This is a genomic window from Streptomyces sp. NPDC007929 (assembly GCF_042959065.1).
Lineage (GTDB): Bacteria > Actinomycetota > Actinomycetes > Streptomycetales > Streptomycetaceae > Streptomyces.
Genome location: NZ_JBIBKD010000005.1, coordinates 142,501 through 156,936, shown reverse-complemented (window position 1 = coordinate 156,936; position 14,436 = coordinate 142,501). Strand labels below are relative to the sequence as shown.

General features: G+C 68.0%; 17 protein-coding genes and 1 pseudogene. 8 read left to right on the top strand and 10 right to left on the bottom strand.

Going from position 1 to position 14,436, the window contains the following annotated elements; all coding sequences use genetic code 11:
- Position 1 precedes the first annotated feature (1 nt).
- From ACFZDE_RS18190 to ACFZDE_RS18145, 10 genes are all read right to left on the bottom strand, one after another.
- A complete protein-coding gene (locus ACFZDE_RS18190; protein WP_391200702.1) occupies positions 2-850 on the bottom strand; it encodes a bifunctional DNA primase/polymerase in 849 nt (282 codons plus the stop codon).
- Complete coding sequence (locus ACFZDE_RS18185; RefSeq protein WP_391200700.1) at positions 847-1,584, bottom strand: DNA methylase; 738 nt, start codon at positions 1,582-1,584, stop codon at positions 847-849. Before ACFZDE_RS18185 ends, ACFZDE_RS18190 begins: the two co-directional genes overlap by 4 nt.
- Before the next feature lie 91 nt (positions 1,585-1,675).
- The gene (locus tag ACFZDE_RS18180; RefSeq protein WP_391200698.1) at positions 1,676-2,143 is read right to left on the bottom strand and encodes a hypothetical protein; all 468 of its coding nucleotides are present in this window, start codon (positions 2,141-2,143) and stop codon (positions 1,676-1,678) included.
- An 11-nt stretch (positions 2,144-2,154) separates the two neighbouring features.
- The gene (locus ACFZDE_RS18175; RefSeq protein WP_391200696.1) at positions 2,155-2,619 is read right to left on the bottom strand and encodes a hypothetical protein; all 465 of its coding nucleotides are present in this window, start codon (positions 2,617-2,619) and stop codon (positions 2,155-2,157) included.
- Positions 2,620-2,823: 204 nt separating this feature from the next.
- Positions 2,824-4,941, bottom strand: coding sequence for an FtsK/SpoIIIE domain-containing protein (locus ACFZDE_RS18170; protein WP_391200693.1), 2,118 nt, complete (start codon positions 4,939-4,941; stop codon positions 2,824-2,826).
- Between the two features lie 111 nt (positions 4,942-5,052).
- The gene (locus tag ACFZDE_RS18165; protein WP_391200691.1) at positions 5,053-5,598 is read right to left on the bottom strand and encodes a hypothetical protein; all 546 of its coding nucleotides are present in this window, start codon (positions 5,596-5,598) and stop codon (positions 5,053-5,055) included.
- A gap of 44 nt (positions 5,599-5,642) precedes the next feature.
- Positions 5,643-6,755 (bottom strand): conjugal transfer protein, encoded by a 1,113-nt coding sequence (locus ACFZDE_RS18160; RefSeq protein WP_391200689.1) that lies wholly within the window; start codon positions 6,753-6,755, stop codon positions 5,643-5,645.
- Positions 6,752-7,195 carry a Pycsar system effector family protein gene (locus ACFZDE_RS18155; protein ID WP_391200687.1) on the bottom strand — a complete coding sequence of 148 codons (444 nt, stop codon included), beginning with the start codon at positions 7,193-7,195 and terminating at the stop codon, positions 6,752-6,754. Before ACFZDE_RS18155 ends, ACFZDE_RS18160 begins: the two co-directional genes overlap by 4 nt.
- Positions 7,192-7,461 (bottom strand): DUF6284 family protein, encoded by a 270-nt coding sequence (locus ACFZDE_RS18150; protein WP_391200685.1) that lies wholly within the window; start codon positions 7,459-7,461, stop codon positions 7,192-7,194. The genes ACFZDE_RS18155 and ACFZDE_RS18150 overlap by 4 nt, the downstream gene beginning before the upstream one ends.
- 105 nt (positions 7,462-7,566) lie before the next feature.
- The gene (locus ACFZDE_RS18145; RefSeq protein WP_391200683.1) at positions 7,567-7,746 is read right to left on the bottom strand and encodes a hypothetical protein; all 180 of its coding nucleotides are present in this window, start codon (positions 7,744-7,746) and stop codon (positions 7,567-7,569) included.
- A 579-nt stretch (positions 7,747-8,325) separates the two neighbouring features.
- Here ACFZDE_RS18145 and ACFZDE_RS18140 point away from each other — a divergent pair.
- From ACFZDE_RS18140 to ACFZDE_RS18105, 8 genes and pseudogenes are all read left to right on the top strand, one after another.
- Positions 8,326-9,096, top strand: coding sequence for a GntR family transcriptional regulator (locus tag ACFZDE_RS18140; protein WP_369196807.1), 771 nt, complete (start codon positions 8,326-8,328; stop codon positions 9,094-9,096).
- Between the two features lie 40 nt (positions 9,097-9,136).
- Positions 9,137-9,712 (top strand): GNAT family N-acetyltransferase, encoded by a 576-nt coding sequence (locus tag ACFZDE_RS18135; RefSeq protein ID WP_391200680.1) that lies wholly within the window; start codon positions 9,137-9,139, stop codon positions 9,710-9,712.
- Between the two features lie 710 nt (positions 9,713-10,422).
- Positions 10,423-10,644: a hypothetical protein gene (locus tag ACFZDE_RS18130; RefSeq protein ID WP_359143659.1), complete on the top strand. Its 222-nt coding sequence runs from the start codon at positions 10,423-10,425 to the stop codon at positions 10,642-10,644.
- 48 nt (positions 10,645-10,692) lie between these two features.
- Positions 10,693-11,319 carry a hypothetical protein gene (locus ACFZDE_RS18125; protein ID WP_391200677.1) on the top strand — a complete coding sequence of 209 codons (627 nt, stop codon included), beginning with the start codon at positions 10,693-10,695 and terminating at the stop codon, positions 11,317-11,319.
- A gap of 114 nt (positions 11,320-11,433) precedes the next feature.
- Complete coding sequence (locus ACFZDE_RS18120; protein WP_391200675.1) at positions 11,434-11,829, top strand: hypothetical protein; 396 nt, start codon at positions 11,434-11,436, stop codon at positions 11,827-11,829.
- A gap of 1,076 nt (positions 11,830-12,905) precedes the next feature.
- Positions 12,906-13,232, top strand: a pseudogene (locus ACFZDE_RS18115) (tyrosine-type recombinase/integrase); the annotation flags it as partial.
- Between the two features lie 166 nt (positions 13,233-13,398).
- Positions 13,399-13,731, top strand: a complete 333-nt coding sequence (locus tag ACFZDE_RS18110; RefSeq protein ID WP_391200673.1) for a hypothetical protein — start codon at positions 13,399-13,401, stop codon at positions 13,729-13,731.
- Between the two features lie 308 nt (positions 13,732-14,039).
- A complete protein-coding gene (locus ACFZDE_RS18105) occupies positions 14,040-14,420 on the top strand; it encodes a hypothetical protein (protein ID WP_391200672.1) in 381 nt (126 codons plus the stop codon).
- Positions 14,421-14,436 lie beyond the last annotated feature (16 nt).

Genomic DNA, 14,436 nt, shown 5'->3' with positions numbered 1-14,436 from the left:
GTCACAGTCCCAACGTGGTGCGGGCGTTGGTCCACGCGTCCGTGCAGTGCCGCAGGGTTTCGCCTTTGGCCTGCGCGGCGGTGAACAACCGGGCGACGTGGGTGTCGGTGAGGCAGCCGCACCGGCCGTGGGTCGACAGCACGGCCAGGAACGCCCCGTACACGGTGGCGTGGATCGCGCTACGGGCCTGCGTGATGCGCTGCTCCGCCATGGTGATGCCGCGTTCCAGGAAGACGGGCGTGCGGTGCGGGCACTGCCCGCCGTCGGACCGTGCGGGCACGGAGACGGAACGGGGCGATGGCCGGACGGCGGGCGGTTCTTTCACGGCCAGCGCGCGGACGGTGTCCGGCAGGGCGGTGATGGTGCCGGTGCCGGGCCCGAGATACCGGGCGTAGGCCATGGTCGACTTGATGTCGACACCAGGACGGACCGCGTTGTGCGACGGCATGGTGCCCCGGTAGATCCAGTGCTCACCGCGCGTCGTCCGCACGGCCCGTGTGGCGGGCAGAGCAGCGCGGGCCCAGTCGACGGCCGCTGCGTCGTCCAGGTCCACCACGGTCACCCCGGCGGCGCCCGGGTGGTAGGCGACGCAGACAGCCCGCCGCCATGCGGCCGTCCAGGCCGGGGAGGTGAGGACGGCCGGGTCGGTGGTGGCGGCGGCCCACGCGTGGCAGACACCAGGGCAGCGGCACAGTCCAGCGCTCTTCATGTTCGGCCGGCCGCCGCACGCGTTGTTCGCGCACCGGTGGCAGTTGCCGAACGGTGCCTTGCCCTCGCGCAGGGGCAGCACCGGGACACCGGTGGCGGCCAGGGTCAGCGCGGTCCGCAGGGGTTCGTGCAGCGTGCTCATGCGGCTACCTCCAGCGCGGGTGCGAGGGTGGCGAGGTAGGCGTGGGCGATCCATTCGGTGTAGGCGGGCGGGAGTGCCTCCCGCAGGCGCAGGTGGTCGGTGGACCAGTCGATGCCCTTGGCCGTGCGGATCTCCTCCACGGTGGCCTTGCCTCCGCCGGCGCCGTACGCGGCGACGTAGGGGCCGTCGCGGTAGACGCCGTGACGCCAGCCGCGCACGTAGCCCCGGTGCCGGGGGTGGGCCGGTTGCGGAGTGGTCCAGCCTCCCAACTCGAAGTAGCGGTGCATGATCACGCCTAGGCCGAACATCTCGCCGCACAGACGCAGGTCTTTGCGGACCTCGGAGCCGGCCACGTTCTCCATCACGTACGGCCGCCCGGTCGCTTCCAGCGCGGCCCGGGTGGGGGCGATGAGCCGCGGATAGGTCCGGCCGATGGCTGCGTTGCGAGCCCGATTGGTGCCCTTAGTGGGAGCGCCCTCGCCCTGGCAGGGCGGAGAGGCATGGATGAAGTCGAACTCGTGGCCGTGCGCGCGGATGAACTCGATAGCGTCGCCCTGGTGGAAGGCGTCGCCGCAGTAGTCCGGCTGCGCCTGGACGTCGACACCGGTGACGTGCACGCCCGGGATGGCTCGCTTGATGCCCTTGGTGCCGCCGCCGATGCACGAGTAGGCGTCCAGCACCCGGAACGGGCGGAACGTGTCCGGCACTCGCCGGATGACGGTGGGTTGCGTCATGCTGGAAGACCTCCACAGGTCAGTTGAGTGGCAGGTGGACAAGGGCGGCCCCGCGTTCATTGGCGTGAGGTGGGGGCCGCCCTTGGCGTAGCTACTGGTCGTCGACGGCCAGGAGGGCGTACTGCTGGCGGACGTAGGCGCGCGGGTCGCAGATCAGGCCGGGCTGGTCCATGTCGAGCAGGGAGACGGCCGCCGCTTCGGCGGTCTCGGTGGCGAGGCCGCTGGCGGGGGTGGGTTCGTCCATGAGCGCGATGCGGTCCAGCAGGGCGGCCTTGCGCAGGTAGAACTCCCGGTCCAGCTCGGTGAAGCACTCGGCCGTGGCGATGGTGCGCGCGGTCCAGCCGATCTCGCTGACGATGCTGGGCGCCTTGGAGTACGCCTCCTCGGGGGTGGGCCAGTCCGCCGGGGTGGGGCGGAGGTCGGCGGGGGCGTACAGGCGGTGTCGCTTGCCGTCGTGGGTTGGGCAGACGGTCACGGTGCCGACGGTGAATGTGCCGTCCAGTGCGGCGACGACACGGTCAGTGTCGGCGGGGTCGCAGATGACGCGGATCTCGAACACGTGGGCTCCTGTCAGCCGTTGAAGTGGTTGCGCTTGAAGACGGCCTTGCGGATGTTGAAGGTGTTGCCGCCCTTGTGGCTGCTCGCGCTGAAGACCTGCACGGCGATCCAGCCGCCGAAGATGACGGCGGCGAGGGTGATGAGCTGCGTGATGAGCGCGGTCAGGGCGGTGATGAATGTGGTGAGCAGCAGCAGGCCGCCGCAGACGGCGAGGAACCCGATGCCACCGAGGGCGACGTTCACCGCTGTGCGGGAGACGACGGGCTTGGTCGCGGCCGGTTCGGGCTTGGCGGGCTCGATGGCGTAGCCGGTGACGACCCGGCCGTCGGGCAGGACCACGCTCGCCACGGACGGGACGGTGCCGGGCTGGACAGGTATGAGCGGCGCCGGCGTCACAGCGGCGGGGGCGATGGGGGTGGGGTGGTGGACTTCCACGGCCCTCTCGGCGGGGGCTTGGCCGTGCTGTTCGGGGTACATGTGGAATCCCTTCCGGTGCCGGTTCAGGGAGGCGGAGGCACCCCCTTCCGGGAGTGCTGTGGAGGGGGTTTCAGGGGTGCTGACCTGCGTGCCTCCCTGACTCCCTGACTGATCATTTGTGCAGGTCAGGGCCAGGGAGGCGGGTCAGGGAGGGGGTTAGGGAGTTCTCCCTGCCTCCCTGACCCGTCGGGGGTCGGCTCCCTGTCATTCGGCGGCGGAAGCGGAACCGTCTCCATCGCGGTTGGCGAGGGCGCGGGCGACGCGGTCGCGGCTGACGACCATGACGCCGTCGGACTTGTACGGCTCGGCGCCGGCGTCGTCCAGGACGCGCTTGAGGTCGATGAACGACCAGCCGCCGTAGGCGTCCTGGTTCAGGTTCGCCAGACGGGTGAGCACATCCTTGGTCCGCACCCGCGAGGACTCCCCGAGCACGCTCGCGATGTCGGCGAGCGAGTCACGCTCCTCGCCCTGCTCGATGGCGTGCAGGGTGGTGACGCCGTCGCGGATCGCCTTGGCCCGGTCGGTGATGGCCTCGGCGCTGTCGTCGTCGATGTAGTGCGTGCGCACCGTGATGGACGACTGTCCGGCCGGGATGGTGATGCCGTCGGATGCGACGACCAGGGTTCCCCGGTCTAGGCCGGGACGCAGCAGGTTGGGAGCGGCGCCGCCATCGACGGCCTTGTCCCCCAGCGCCATGCGGGCCTGCGACTCGGTGCCCAGCGCCAGAGAGGCCCGCGTGTGGGCGCCCTCGCGGACCAGCTTGGGAAGGTTCTCGTTCGTCGGGTCCTGAGTGCCCTGCCACATCAGCACGTTGACCGCCCGGCCCTGGTTGTGGATCTTCCGGACAGCCATGAAGTACCGGGAGTTGGCCTTGGCGCCGCCGTAGGGGCGCTTGTCGGCGTCCTTGGCCGGGCACATGAACGCCACCTGCGCCTCGTCGACCAGCACGATCAGCGGCGGGAACGTCGTTCCGGGCGGCGCCTGGATACGTCGGTTCATCTCGTCCACGGCGCCCTCAACCATCTCGGTCACCTGGATCACGTGCTCATCCGTCGGACCCTGGATGAGCGTGCTGGCCAGCCCGTCGAACATGGCCCAGTCGCCCACGCCCTTGAGGTCGCCCATGAGGAACTGCACCGACTTGTCCAGCGACAGCCACAGCGCCAACGACCGAAGCGCGACGGTCTTGCCCTGGTTGGACAGGCCCGTGATGAGCAGGTGTCGCTGATACAGGCTCAGGGCCGCCGCATCCCCGCGCAGGTCTTGGCCCCACGGCGCCTTGCCCTTGGCGTAGTCGGCGGTCATCGTCTCGTCGGTGACCAGCGGAGACGGGCCGATCGGCTCGTCCAGCGCCCCGGAGTCGGCGATCCACAGCCGCACCGTGCGGGCGGCCTGGGGGATGGTGATGAACACCTCGTGCTCATGCCTCGTGAGGTTCTCGGCGAGCTTGCGGCGCCGCTGCTGCACCTCCACCGTCGACACCCCCGACGGGAGCGTGACGTCGACCTCCACGCCGCATCCGGCGATCCGGATCGGCCCGAGCATGGAGGCGCCGGCGTCGCCCATCTCCTTGATGGCGTTGCGCAGGGCCGGTACTCCGAGGTCGCGCAGGGCCTTGACCACGATGGACGGCGTGATCGGCTCACCTTCGCCGTTGCGGACGTTGTCGGGCAGTGCCCAGTTGGGTGCGGCCTGCTGCCTGCGGCCGACCGACCACAGGGCGAGCAGGGCGAACAGCGGGCCAAGGGTGATGGCGTAGGGCCAGACGACCTGAACGATGGTGATGAGCAGGCCGATGAACTCGATCACCGCGCTCAGCGGGGTGATGACGTCGGCGATGTCCTTGGTGTTGAGGGCCATCACGATGCCGAGGGCGACCAGGGTTCCGATGCTCATCCCGGTGCCGATGGCGGCGCCCTTGGCCACGTCGACGGGCGAGGTGAGCAGGTCCATGCGGCGCCGGTGCCGGGCATCGCGGAAGCGCTGGAGACGCTCCTCCCACTCCTCGGCCAGCTCGTGGTTCCCCGCGGCTTCAGCGGCGCGGATCATGCGTTCGTAGCGGGAGCCGGTGCGGCCGTCCCAGGTACGGCGGGCCATGATCCGGCTGCCGTTGATGGTGTACATCCCGTGCCGGGCGACCGCGCGGAGGGTGGCGGTGGTCTTTTCGTCGGTGGCGATGCGCTTGACGGCCCGCCCGGAGCGCACCCACAGCGGCACCCGGGCCGGCGCGGGGACGTCGGGCACCACGGTGAGCGTGGTCACCGGTGCGTCCTGCGAGGGGGGTTCGGGGTCATTGTGGAGGCGTACGACGTTGTCGGACATGCTGAGGGTTCTCCTGACTGCCCCGAGCGGGGGCGGGAGTTGAGGGAGACGCCCGGGGTGGCCTGGTCCTGGCAGACAAGGGGCCACCCCCGGGCAGCAGTGCGGTGTGCGTCAGGCGGCGCGGGCGCCGGGGACGAGCTTCTCGGCGAGGTACTCGCGGCTGTGCGCCTCGTTCTCGTCCAGCTCCACCAGCTGCTCGTACTCGCGGGCCTGGCGGCGGGACTGGCGCTCGACGCCGAGACCGTCGCGGGTGTTGCGCACGATCCGTTCCACCACGCCCTTGCGGCTGAACTGCATGGCGTGCACCAGCTCGTGCACGAGCGTCACAGCGAAGTCCGCCGGGGTCGGGTGCTTGTCGGCGTCGATCAGGATCAGCGTCGAGCCGTCCGGGCGCGGGATCGCCGCCCCCTGCACCTCACGGGCGGTGTGCTTGGCCTGGCGGGTGGCGCGCTTGAGGGCGCGGCGGTCGACGGCGCCGGCCAGGGCGACGTCAGCGGCGACCATCAGTTCGGCCATGCCGCGCTCGTTGGTCAGGATGACTTCCACGTCCGGCATACGGCCGGACACGGACCGGCTGACGAGCTTGACGGCCTGCTCGGTCAACCGCCTGGAGGTGCGCAGGGTGGAGCCGTAGCCGGGCAGCTTGTGCGTGCTCACGGATGTCTTCACGACTGATCTCCGTCTCAGGGGCTTGCCGCAGGTCAGGCGGCGCGTTCGGCGAGGAGGGTGTCGCGCAGCGTGCGGGCGTTGGCCGGTGAGGTGCGGATCGCGCGGCGGATGCCCTCGGCGGTCACCTTCGCGTCCGGCCATTCGGCCGTAGCCGACCGCGCTTCGGCGAGCAGTTCTTCGGGGGTGCGCTTGGGCCGGGGCGATCGGGCCACGTCGGGGAGTCGACCGGTCGCCCGGCGGCCCGGCGGGGTCGATTCCGCAGCCACGGCCCGCCGCACGGGCTTGGCGGTCGGGGGCTCGATCGGGGCGGGGATCGCGGGCACCGGCTTGAGCGGAGGGATCGACTTGCCCAGGTCGACCGCCACCGGCTCCGGCACGGTCAGACGGGTCAGTGTCACCACCGGGTCAGGGGGCGATTCCCGCAGTTCAGCCGTAGACCGTTTCCTGACGGTCACGGTGGATTCCTCCGTATTCGCGGAGTGTGCGGCATCGAGGGTGGGGGTGGGGGCGGTTCCGCCGAACATCGAGGCGAGTGCGGCATCCGCTCCGGCCGTGAGCCGGTCGCGCTGCACGTCGAGCAGCCTCGATCCGAGCGCGGTGTCGCCGACGCCGACCTTGCGGGCCAGCCGCCACGACTTGCGCTCCGACCACTTCTTTACTCGGTCGCTGGGGTGCTGGGTGGCGCGGGCCCGGTGGTAGGCGAGCGCCTGGACCAGATCGGCGGTGCGGCGTTCGTTCTCCGCGTCGCGGCCGTCGGTGTGGACGACGATCCTTCGGGCGAGGAACGCCATGCCCTCAGCCGAGACAGACATGCCCATCGGAGTCAGGGCGTAGATGACCGTGCGCCCCGGATCCGGTGCGGCCATGGCGCCCATGACGGCGGCGGCGGCCGGCAGCGCCCACAGCCCGGCCCGCACGATGCGCGGGGAGGACTGCCCGAGCATGGTCAGCCCGAGCAGGACCAGGGCGAGCACGGCGGTGGCGCCCTCTCCGGCCGCGAGCGCGCCCAGCGCGGTGCCCTTGCCGTAGGCGTGGCCGATGTTGCTGTACGTGCCGATCCCGCCGAACACGCCCGTGGCGAGCATCGGCACGAACGCGGCCGTCAGCACCCCGACCTGAACGCGGGTCAGCTTGGTGGCGTTCACCGCGCACCCCCCAGCGTCAGCAGCACAGCGAGGATGAGCAGCGCCCCGCCAGCGCAGGTGAGGTCGACCGCGCGGCGCAGGATCGTGAACTTGGCGACCGCGAGCCGGGAGAGTCCGGCGATGTCGGCGGCCAGGTCGATCGCGACAGCGTCGGTGATCTCCTCGGCGGTGAGCGTGGCCCACAGCGGGAAGCCGTGCCGGCCGCGCAGGTTCGGCCGGGTGGAGCGCAGCAGCAGACCGGCCGCCGCGACCAGCAGCACCGTCCCTAGCCCGCCCGCGATGTATGCAGGGACAGTGAGGGGCAGGTCGCGGGCGACCGTCCAGGCGCCAGCCAGGACCGCGCCGACGAACGCCAGCAGGAGACCGGTCTTGGTGTCGGTCCGCGTGATCTCCGCCTTCACCTCGGCGTGCGCGGCCGCCAGGCTCCGGGTGGCGCTCATGCGGCACCCCCGGGCACCGTCGCGGCGGCGGTGGTCTTCGCTGCGGCGAGCCGCGCGGCCAGTGCCCGTCGGCGGGCCCGGCGCAGGCGCCGGTTGTCCAGCTCGGTCGGGATGCGGTCCAGCGTGATGATCTGCGCGTCGAGCAGGTCAACGTCCGCCCGGATGACGGGCATCTCCTGCTCGATCGCGTCCAGCTCCGCGTCCGTCGGCTCGATCCAGTCGGCGAATGCGGTAACAGCGTCCTGAACAGTGACGATGTGGTTCATGGGTCGTGGTCTCCCTAGCAGGTGGTAACGGCCCAAACAGCGGCCCCGGTGTTCGAGCACCGGGGCCGCGCGCCGTTCATGGGGTGTAGGCGGGGGCAGGTACGGCTACTTCTGGGTGATCGTGATGTCGCCGGTCGGCTCGTATCCCCTGCTGCGCAAGCTGCGCTCGACCGCCTCCCTGGCGGCCTGCGGCGAGGATGCGTTCAACGTGCCGCTCGCGCTCGTGATCTCCCCAGGGACCAGGGCGTCGGCGAGCTCTTCGGCGGTGAAGCTGTACTTCGGCACGAGGTTCTCCCTCGGTTTCGGGTCCGATGGGACCTGGCTTCACCGGTGCACCGTTGCCATGGAGTACCGATCCCGAGCCAGGATGTCGGGCGCGTCATCGTCACTGCTCTGACGCCAGCAGGGCGGCCTGCACGAAACGGTGCAGGGTGGCGTGCCGCCGACGACGTCACCCGGTCGTCGCGGGGGCGGTCTTCTCATATCCGCCACGTGCATTGGGGCCCCGCTGCACCTCCCCACACCCGATCCGGGTGGCGCCTGCCAAGCGCATAGGGGGAGAGCGGCGTTCATCATGGCGGTTCGCCCCCGGGCCCTCGCCCTAGACGCCTACCGCGACCGCCGCTCCCGCGTCGGCCCCGCACGATCACTGTTCATTTTTCAATCAACCGCCGCTCCCTTCGTACTGACCCCTTGCAGGGCTTTCCTCCAGCGCAGCCTGTACGGGCGAACCGTACGTGACACCCCGTCCGGCTTGTCTGGAGGAGTGCCGCTGGGCAAGAGATTGCACGAGTCGTGCTTGGAGAGTCAAGCCCCCTGGTCTAACTTGTACGGAGGAGTCGGAGTAGAGGAGATGCATCACCGGTGCGACGCGGTATGACAAAGGCTCAGGAAATCGCCTCTGACCTGCGCCAACAGATCCAGTCCGGACAACTGGGGGGCGGTGAGGCACTCCCCAGCGAATCCAAGATGATGGGCCAGTACGGCTACAGTCGCGAGACCATCCGCGCCGGCGTCCGCCTCCTGATCGAGGAAGGACTCGTAGTCACGGGGCAGGGGCAGGGGAAGTACGTTCGCGAGGACTACCCACCGGTCGTATGGAACTGGACGACGCTGGAGAGCCGGAGTCGCCACGCCACAGCGGTGGAAGGGCAGACCGCCGGTGACCAGTGGGCAAGTGCGATTTCGGAGAACGGGAACGCCCCCCGCCAGGACATCACAGTGTCGATCGTGGAGCCGCCGCCCCACGTCCGCGAATGCCTCGAACTCCCCGCAGACGGCCTGGCCGTGGCACGTAAGCGTGTCCGGTACATAGACAACCGGCCTTACGCCCTCGCCGACTCGTACTTCCCTCAAGACCTCGTGACCGGCACCCCTTTGATGGAGCCGCGCGACGTCTCCGCACCCGGCGGCGTACTGGCCTCCGTTGGGCTTGTGCAGGCCAAGTACAGGGACGAGATCTCCGTCCGCATGCCGACTCGCCAGGAGGCTGAACTACTCGCCCTACCTGCGGCCACACCAATTGCAGAGCACACCCGAACCGGCTATGACGCGGACGGCCGTCCCCTCCGCTGCATGGTCACCATCCTCCCCGGAGACAGGCACAAGATCCTCTATGAAGTCAGCACCGACTGAGTACCTCCGCCCCGCAGCGGCGGAGGACGTACCCGCCCTCTTGGCTCTTCGAACAGAGGCAGAGGAGTGGCTCCGAACCAAGGGCACGGACCAGTGGAGCGATCCTGAGACCGGCGAGAAGGCCATCACGAAGTGGCGGGCCAGCATAGATGAGGGGCGTGCGTGGGTCGTCGTTGGTGAGCACGACCGAGTGCTCGCGACGGTGAGTCGCGGCCCCGTCGATCGCGACTTCTGGAGGGACGCCGACCGCCCCGAATCAGCCCTGTACCTGTACAAGCTGATCGTTGCGCGCGAAGCATCCGGGCGGCACCTCGGCACGCGGGTTATTGACTGGATGTGCCGCCTGGCAGCACTGGAAGGTCGCACCTGGGTGCGCATCGACACCTGGCGCACGAACACGGAGTTGCACGCTTACTACGAACGTCTGCGCTTCAGGCACGTGCGCACGGAGGAGCCGTCGCACCGACGATCGGGATGGTTGGCCCAACGGCCGGTGGGCGAGTTGGTCATGCCTGATGCTCCCCTGCTTATCTCTCCCACCGCAGAGCCGCACACAGATGCAGCCGCGCACTCCGAGGTGCCGGCTCAGAGAGGGCAACGCGCTGGTCAGCCGTGACGGGCTCTCAGTCAGCGTTCGTCGCATGCACTCTTTAACCGCAGGTAGAGGAAGGGTTCGGCTCTCCAGGCCGGGCCCTTCTTTCCTTTTGCCTGAACCCGAATTATTCGGAAGCTCGCATTCGGAATAATGCATTCCGGGATCTGCCTGAAGGTTGTCCAGCCTCTATCACTCATGGAACGGGCCGGGATTATATAGGCACCCACTGACAACGAGCGTGTTCGGTCAGAGTGCCCCAGGGTTCGGAGGCTGTCATTCTTGTTACTCACGGGTCACTAATCCGGTGAAAGCTCGGGATTATATACCCGTCCACTGACAACGCCGGAAGTCATAGATTCGATCACGGTTGTGTGACATCCGTCACACGCCAAGAAAGGCGTTTTCGCAGGTCAGGGGATGTGTGGTGTTCATTTATCGGTGTGCTCACACAGGTTTATGAACAGTCTCCACATGGTTATCCACAGGTTTTGAGGTGCACCTGTGGATAACCTGCTTGGCGTATCGCTGATGTGCCGTCATGCTCTTTCCACGACGCAGCCATTGGTCGAAAAAAATCTGTCAGTGCCGTGCGCTAGCGTTGGCGGCACAACACAACAGGAAGGGGCGCCCGCCTCTCGCCAAAAGAAGTTCGGGCGCCCCTCTAACGAACACAAGGAGAACGTGTGACGTCCAGCCCGGCTCGCAGTGCAATCGCCCCCCTTGGAGGGGGCATGCTGTCTCGTACCCTCGCATACGGCACTGACAGTCGCAACATCTATTTGATCTTCCTCGCCACTTGCCTAGCGTGCGTGATCAATGGCGAGACGCTCACGGGGATTCTCAAGCAAGCTACGTGGCTGGTGGTGACGGTGATCGTGTTGGTAGTTGTTCAGGCCGCCGATCGACTATTCGTCCAGTGGTCCGAGAGCAGGGCGCGCTCCGTCGCCTGCTAGCTAGCCAGGACTTGACGGGATCAGTCCCACGCGACTGATCCCGTCGGCATGATGATCGTCATGCAACCTGAAGTGCTCTCCGGTCTGATCGGTTTCGGTGGCGCCCTCGTTGGTGGCGCGTCGTCCTTTGGGGGTGTGTGGCTCACCCTGTCTCACCAGAGGAAGCAGGCCCGTGAGTCCCGGCTCCTGGAGATCGGACAAGAGGCGGCGGACAAGGCCCTGAACGAGCTGATCACGCTCGGGGAGTTCTTGGAGTCCGTCAGGGGCGAAGTCGCCGCGATGCGCACCGACGAGAGCGCCGAGTACCTGGACACCGTGTTCGGCCACATGGAGAGGGTCCAGAGGGCCGTGGCCCGCATCCCTGACCGGGAACTCCGCACACGCATGAGGGACCTCCTGAGCGTCATGCGGAAGTTCAGGGCTGCCGGGGTGCGGCACCTGTTCGCGGTGAGCTGGCTCGCGGAGTTGGCGGACGAGTTGACTGAACTCCTTTCGGCCTACATCCGCTCCGATCCTCTCCCACCCCTCTCCGAGCGGACGGAGTCGAAGCGGCAACGGGCCATCCAGCACGAGCTGGCCCAGCGACGCCGCTTCGAGCTATTGCAGGACCCCGATCCCGCCAGCGTCGACCCCCGCGAGGAGGATGCGGTGGACGACGAAGGCCCGGTGTCATGACAATCGCGTGAGCCGGCAGGTCTGCCATGGCTCGGACCCTCTCTGCTGACGCTCCACCGCACAACTGCGGGCATACTTGGCTCAGATCGTCAGGCAAAGCGGCAAACTGATCCAATGGCATACGACTTCTCCAAGGGTGAGCCTGCACCTCAGCCCGAATCCCAGGTCTTCAAGGGCTACGTCGCGACGGTGACGCTCCATGCGGATCGTGCCGAGATCAAGCGCAAGCTCATGGGGAAGGTGACCGGGGCCAGGGACTCCGTGATCCCCCTCCGCGACGTCATCAAGGTGCAGTGCAAGGAGCCCACCCGCCTCGTGAACGGGTACGTACAGCTCGCCACCGAGCAGGACCGCGGACAGCTCCGGATAGCGACCGCCGAGGCACAGAAGGCCATCGCGAACAACTCGCGGACCGTCCTCTTCACATGGAACCAGCGGGAAACGTACGCCGCCTATCTCGCAGCAGTCACCGCCGCAGTCCAGGCACAGGGCGGCAACCCGTTCGGATAGGACGCCCCTTCACTAAGGTCGGCGGAGCCGGGTCGGTGAATGATGCCTGATCGCCTTGCGGCCATCCTCTGGCCAACTCGGGCCCCCCACTGGTGAGGTAGCCGGTAAACTCCCTGGTCAACGGCAGTTCAGCGCCGCGCTACACAGCGCTCTTGAAAACCGTCGTGGCAGCGATGTCACCGTGGGTTCAAATCCCACCGCCTCCGCGTGGTTGAGCAGTGAGAACGGTCCCTGACCTGGATGTTTGGTCGGGGGCCGTTCTCATGCTGGGACTCTGTGACTGCCCGGGGTTCCCCGTTGCTTACCGCTTTGTCGGGCACGGCTGGGGCACGCCCACTGGGCCCCCGCGTCCGACGCTTGTACCGTTCCGAAGTGGCCTGGATATCACTACTTGCAACACTTGCTGGTGGCGTGATTGCTCTGGGATCGGCACTTCTCGTGGAGCACCGAAGAGCGCGGCGAGAGGCGGTGTCTGAGTGGGATAGGACACGGCGGGAGCTTTACTCAAGGTTTCTCGCGGCTCATGCCCAAGCTGGCAGCGATCTGCGGAACATTGCTGCCACGCCCGGCCTCGATGCGGGCGAGCGGTACCGGCTGACACGGTCGGCCTACACCCACTGCTACGCATCACGCCATGAGTTGGAGCTTCTCGCGCCGCCCTCCGTCGTTCGCCCAGCTGAGGAATGTAGTCGGGCAGTGCGAATGATGCGCGATGCCGTGAGCGCGGGGGCGCGTCTTGATAGTGATGAACTTGAGGAACTGACACGCAGGTACTTGGAACTGCGTCTGGAGACCAGAGGGGCCATGCGCTCGGACATCTCGGCCGACAACGATTGACCTGCCGGGCTTTCGCCTGCGCTACGACGATCGGCTCCGCCGAAACCCACCACTCACCCCAGCTCCCATCCCGTCTGCCGTCGACCCACACACCGTGGAGCGGGCGTGGTTCCTGGCGTCCAGGTGGAGCGCGCCACTGTACGAACGACCTGGACGCCAGGGGCCGCGTCTGCTCGGCTCTGCCTGGGTCGATGGCAGGCGGGATGGGAACTCCCCGCGCACGCCACTGCTCCGGCCGCCGGCACCTTGAGTCCCTGCCCGGAGGGGATGACGCGCTTCTGTTCACGACGCCTGGCGGCAAGCCTCTGCGCTACAACCAGTGGCGCAAGGCCTACTTCGACCCCGCAGTGTCGGCGGCCGGGCTGACCGACGTGACCCCGCATGACCTCCGGGCCTCGCACGGGACCTGGGTCGCCGACCGGTACGGCGTGATGACCGCCGCTCACCGGCTCGGCCACTCGAACGCGAGCGCCACCACTCGCCATTACGCCCGGCCGGTCGCCGGTCGTGACGACCAGGTGGCGGAGGCGGCCGATGCGTGGCTCGGAGGGCAAGAAGGGATCTGAGACGCGCTGCACTTGTGACGCCCCTGGTCAGCAACACGACCAGGGGCGTTCGCCGTGGCCAATTCACACCTATGCGTTGTGCATATGCACAGATACTCTGCGTGCTCATGGGGAAAGTGGTGCATCTGTACTGGGGATACATGGTGGCCGCGGCTCTGATCGTTGCTTGGAGCCAGCAGTGGTCCTTGCCGGTGATCGTGGCATTGTCACTTGGCGTCTCTCGGCCTATGCGGCCTTCCAAGTGCCTGTCTGGTGCGGAGCCCTCAACCGGGATGGGCAGACCTACTGTCGCAACAACGCCTACGGCGTGTTGATGGGCTGTCCGAAGCGTCAGCACCGGTGGCAGAAGATGAAGATGATCGTTTTGCGCAGCAAGGTCGGGAGCGCGAGTCGCTCCGTGTTCCCGACAGCCAAAGAGAAGTTCAATGGCGCCCTCGCTGTGGCAGGGCTGCTGTCGGCCGTCGCGGCGGTGATCGTTCCCGTTGCGACTGGTGGCTGAGCCTGCACAATCGTGCCGCCTGGGGCACGTAGGGGGCACGACGACGATGACGACGGCTCCGCCAGGGTGCTCGTACCCGTCTGACCTGCGGCAGAGTCACCGGCCTGCCGTACCGCCGAGAGATCTTGAAAACCGTCGTGGCAGCGATGTCACCGTGGGTTCAAATCCCACCGCCTCCGCGCAGGTCATGGATGTGGCAGTAGGTAAGGGGCGCCTCTCGGCGAGAGAGGCGCCCCTTTCGTGTGGGGCAACGGGGGTGGGCTCTGTGTCGTCTTCCAGCGTGAGTCCCCTCACGACGCAGGAGTGTCATGACGAACAGCAAGGCCCGGACCGCCGCGATGATCACGCCTGTTGGGCAGGAGGCCCAGGACGAGGCGCGGCAGTTGGTGCGGGAGGGGCGGGCCGGGAAGGCCGTGCGGCGGTTGCGCAAGGGGTCGTGGCTCAAGCGGGGGGCGGCGCGGGAGGCCCTGGAGCTGCTGGTCGAGGGGCAGGCGCTGCCCACGAGCAGTGGTCAGGCGCTGGACGTGCTGCGTACGCTCGATGCCCCGCTGGTCGGGGAGTTGACCGCGCTGCTCGGCAACGGGCAGCAGATCGCGGCGATCAAGCTGCTGCGCGAGCGGACCGGGATCGACCTGGTCGGCGGCCATCACCTCGTCCTGGAACTGGCCGGGCCGCCGGACGCGCACTGAGCACTACGATCACCAG

What these genes read in the sequence shown, in the direction of transcription:
- ACFZDE_RS18190 (WP_391200702.1), bottom strand. Translation starts at nt 850, where the DNA reads ATGAGCACGCTGCACGAACCCCTGCGGACCGCGCTGACCCTGGCCGCC.
- ACFZDE_RS18185 (WP_391200700.1), bottom strand. Translation starts at nt 1,584, where the DNA reads ATGACGCAACCCACCGTCATCCGGCGAGTGCCGGACACGTTCCGCCCG.
- ACFZDE_RS18175 (WP_391200696.1), bottom strand. Translation starts at nt 2,619, where the DNA reads ATGTACCCCGAACAGCACGGCCAAGCCCCCGCCGAGAGGGCCGTGGAA.
- ACFZDE_RS18170 (WP_391200693.1), bottom strand. Translation starts at nt 4,941, where the DNA reads ATGTCCGACAACGTCGTACGCCTCCACAATGACCCCGAACCCCCCTCG.
- ACFZDE_RS18155 (WP_391200687.1), bottom strand. Translation starts at nt 7,195, where the DNA reads ATGAGCGCCACCCGGAGCCTGGCGGCCGCGCACGCCGAGGTGAAGGCG.
- ACFZDE_RS18150 (WP_391200685.1), bottom strand. Translation starts at nt 7,461, where the DNA reads ATGAACCACATCGTCACTGTTCAGGACGCTGTTACCGCATTCGCCGAC.
- ACFZDE_RS18130 (WP_359143659.1), top strand. Translation starts at nt 10,423, where the DNA reads ATGCTGTCTCGTACCCTCGCATACGGCACTGACAGTCGCAACATCTAT.
- ACFZDE_RS18125 (WP_391200677.1), top strand. Translation starts at nt 10,693, where the DNA reads ATGATGATCGTCATGCAACCTGAAGTGCTCTCCGGTCTGATCGGTTTC.
- ACFZDE_RS18120 (WP_391200675.1), top strand. Translation starts at nt 11,434, where the DNA reads ATGGCATACGACTTCTCCAAGGGTGAGCCTGCACCTCAGCCCGAATCC.
- ACFZDE_RS18105 (WP_391200672.1), top strand. Translation starts at nt 14,040, where the DNA reads ATGACGAACAGCAAGGCCCGGACCGCCGCGATGATCACGCCTGTTGGG.